At 60.0% G+C, this 3159-nt stretch carries 5 protein-coding genes; 3 read left to right on the top strand and 2 right to left on the bottom strand.

The annotated features are described in order from the left end of the window. Positions 1 to 456: 456 nt before the first annotated feature. From IEV62_RS18020 to IEV62_RS18010, 3 genes are all read left to right on the top strand, one after another. Positions 457 to 630 (top strand): hypothetical protein, encoded by a 174-nt coding sequence (locus IEV62_RS18020; RefSeq protein ID WP_188449965.1) that lies wholly within the window; start codon positions 457 to 459, stop codon positions 628 to 630. Next, a complete protein-coding gene (locus IEV62_RS18015) occupies positions 627 to 836 on the top strand; it encodes a hypothetical protein (RefSeq protein ID WP_188449963.1) in 210 nt (69 codons plus the stop codon). Before IEV62_RS18020 ends, IEV62_RS18015 begins: the two co-directional genes overlap by 4 nt. A 257-nt stretch (positions 837 to 1093) precedes the next feature. Continuing rightward, positions 1094 to 2032, top strand: a complete 939-nt coding sequence (locus tag IEV62_RS18010) for an NAD(P)H-dependent flavin oxidoreductase (RefSeq protein ID WP_188449961.1) — start codon at positions 1094 to 1096, stop codon at positions 2030 to 2032. Between the two features lie 81 nt (positions 2033 to 2113). On the opposite strand, the gene IEV62_RS18330 is transcribed toward IEV62_RS18010, so the two are convergent. Further along, positions 2114 to 2305: a DUF5818 domain-containing protein gene (locus IEV62_RS18330; RefSeq protein ID WP_229733404.1), complete on the bottom strand. Its 192-nt coding sequence runs from the start codon at positions 2303 to 2305 to the stop codon at positions 2114 to 2116. Then, positions 2305 to 2496: a hypothetical protein gene (locus IEV62_RS18005; protein WP_188449959.1), complete on the bottom strand. Its 192-nt coding sequence runs from the start codon at positions 2494 to 2496 to the stop codon at positions 2305 to 2307. The genes IEV62_RS18330 and IEV62_RS18005 overlap by 1 nt, the downstream gene beginning before the upstream one ends. Positions 2497 to 3159: the final 663 nt, after the last annotated feature.

Here is a 3159-nt window from a genome sequence, read left to right as displayed (position 1 = left end):
GAAAACACCATCCGTTCCGCAACAGCCTTCCTCTACGCTGCCGCCGCCCTCGTTATCCTCCGACGCCTCGCTCGTTACGCTTGAGATTCAAGACGGGCTCTAAGGAGCGAAACTGGATTCCACTGATTGCGTCGGTAAGCAGACGGACTGCCTTCCACCACCTATCGCCGTTTAAGTGTCATCGATCGATGACACCCACCTGAAAGCCGACCGGCAGGTATCAGGTTAAAGCGCGGCCCGACCTTTGCCGCCCCAACGCCTGCCGTTGACCGAGCAATCGCTTCTCGGCGCGACTGGCCGGCAAAGGTCGGGCGTTTCTCTATACGGAGTGCTTTTGCTCGAGCGCGAGACTCTGTCGCCTAACATATGTTATAAAACCATATTGCCGGGACTGGCGATGGCGAGTCGGTGACTGAGAGTATTTGGAAAGCTCCCGCTTCAGGAAGGAGAATTCCAATGCAGAATCAGATTGAGGCTTCATATTACGCCGTTCGCGCCTCCTCAGCGCGCGCCCTTGCGGACAAGGCAACCGACGCAGGTATTCGGCAAATCCACATCGAAATGGCGACACAGTATGAGATGCTGGCGCACGGCGACGACGCGTTTCCATTCCGTCGGGCTGTCGAATGAAACCCGGACACTTCATTGACTATCAGGAACGTCGGCTCCGCCGGTCCCTCAGCGCCGCGGAGCTCATGGCCGTCAACATTGCCCGCCTTGGCTGCTCAACCGGAAAACGTGATACGGTCAAGGCGATGTGGGCCGCGCTGACACTGGAGTTGAGCGAACGACCAGTATCGGTTCTTTTGAAATCAATCGCGAATGATCTCGATTAGAGGGCGTTTAGCTGACCTGCCGAGGCGCGAAGATAAATGCCGGCTTACTGCCAACAGTCGCTCCAACGCTGCCATTTCGGTTTCCACCACCTTTCGCCGTTCGGATCGCCCCCGCCGCGCTGATACGCCTTAAACCTGACCGGCGGGTTTCGGGATGAGAAGCGGGCCGGCGGCTGCCGCCAACGCCCCAGGCACGTTCCTTCACAAGCACAACGACAAGGTTCATAAGCGCTGCGGCGTTTCCATTAAGGTGTCAGATGTCGGCTTCCTTCGTTCATCGATTAGGCTTGTCGGTTCCCATCGTTCAGGCGCCGATGGCAGGGGTATCCACGCCGGTACTTGCAGCAGCAGTCTCGGAACAGGGTGGATTGGGGTCGATAAGCGTTGGAGCGACGGATGCCCCCGGCGCACGCGCCATGATCGAAGAGACACGGGCGCGAACGAACCGAGCATTCAACGTCAACCTGTTCGTTCACGGCAGCGCCACGCCAGACCCCGTCAGAGAAGCCGCCTGGCTCGATTGGCTTGCGCCTGTTTTTAATGCGTTCGATGCCAAGCCGCCGGCAGCGCTCCGAGCCGTCTACAAGAGTTTCGCCGACGATCCCGACATGCTGACCATGCTGCTCGCATTAGCGCCGCCTGTCGTCAGCTTTCACTTCGGTCTGCCACCTGTCGCGATCATCAATGCCCTGCGCGACCGGGGCATCGTCTTAATGGCCACAGCCACTAGCCTGGCCGAGGCTTGTGCAATCGAGGCGGCGGGAATTGACGCGATCGTAGGACAAGGGATTGAAGCTGGCGGCCATCGAGGTGTGTTCGATCCTTTTGCGCCCGACGACAGGCTCTGTACGGTCGCGCTCACACGTCTTCTGGTGCTCAAGACCGGGCTCCCAGTAATAGCGGCCGGAGGCATCATGGATGGCGCGGGGATTGCCGCGGTCCTCGATCTGGGTGCAGTTGCCGCGCAGCTTGGCACCGCCTTTATTGCCTGCCCTGAGAGCGCAGCCGATGAAGGCTACCGCACTGCTNCATATGACGCAGGCAAAGCCCTGCATTCGGTCGCCAAGGCAAAGGGCGAGCATGGGTTCGGTGCTCAATGGGCTGGGCAAGGCGCTCCCCTCGCGCGTCCGATGACCGCCGCCAAGCTGGTCGAGGTACTCCGAACCGAGTGGCAGAGCTGCCGCAACGCGGGTTGAGAACGGTCGTATTGCTTAAGTCTTGCCGAGGAGCAGCTAGACCGAGTCCCACCAAATTTAACCGTCAGATGGTCGCACCGCCTAGATCTGGCTAACGTCCAGCAGGTCGAAGTCTGCGCGGGTGCCGATCACTCTTACCCTACATCCAACCATCCGCGTTGCGCTGGGCGACACGTCCAGCCGCCAAGTGCCGCCCGCATCTCGCGATAGGGATAGCTGCCCGTGATCTTCGAGCAGCAACCCGGTCTCGTCGTGATGCGAGCCGCGTGGCATTACATCGGTTTCGCGCCAGGCGTGCCGCACTTGGCGAACTTGCCATTGGCTGCCTTGCAGCGCGTCGTCTTTGCGGGAGCAGTTGTGGCGCACTTGATGAACTTCCCCTTGGCGTCGCGGCATGGCGCGGCAAGCGCAGGGGTTGACAGCAGCGCGATCGAGGCGGCTGCGAGCATCATGTTACGGATCATGGTTTTCCTCCCGCCGTTGAGTCGGCGGACCGGAAACTATGCTTGAGCCGCTCGGCAGTCGAGCACCAAGATGCCTTTTATTGCTCGCGTCGCGTTTTCGCGACGTGGTCATCAATCCACGCAGAGACGGCCTTCAGCCCACTGCTCGGATCTTCCGCATCTGGCGCCGGCGCGACTGACGACCCAGCGATTGCCGATGTTGATGGGGAATCCGCGGATGCAAATGTGTCCGGCTCCTCTTGCCGCTCGCCGTAAAGAGCAACGTATCCTTCTCCCATCGCATCCGCCTTCAGCTGCGCCTCTTCCTGCGAAGCAAACAGCCCAGCGAAGTGCCAAGGCGACTCTCGCACCGCTCCCCAGCCAATCAGAGTCTTTCCATCAACGATAGGCATCGGCCGTCTCCAGATGTCTCCCATATAGGGATGCAGGTGTCGGTCGGTTAGTAGGTCCTGCTGTCGGCAATGACTCGACTCCGCCGACACTCTGGCGCAGCTTCGCGAAGTGGAGGCTCTCCGACAATACCAATACTGTGTTGCGGCTGCCGTGATGCAGGCCACTTTAGAGGCTGTCTCGAAACGGCGGCGTAATGATAGTGGACGATCGAGCTCCGGTATGATTCCAGAGGGTTGCGACACCTGATCTGGAAGAACCGATGTGGAACCC

It is taken from the genome of Sphingomonas psychrolutea (assembly GCF_014636175.1).
Lineage (GTDB): Bacteria > Pseudomonadota > Alphaproteobacteria > Sphingomonadales > Sphingomonadaceae > Sphingomonas > Sphingomonas psychrolutea.
The sequence above is the reverse complement of the archived record's forward strand: the minus strand, read 5'-3'. Positions and strand labels throughout refer to the sequence as shown.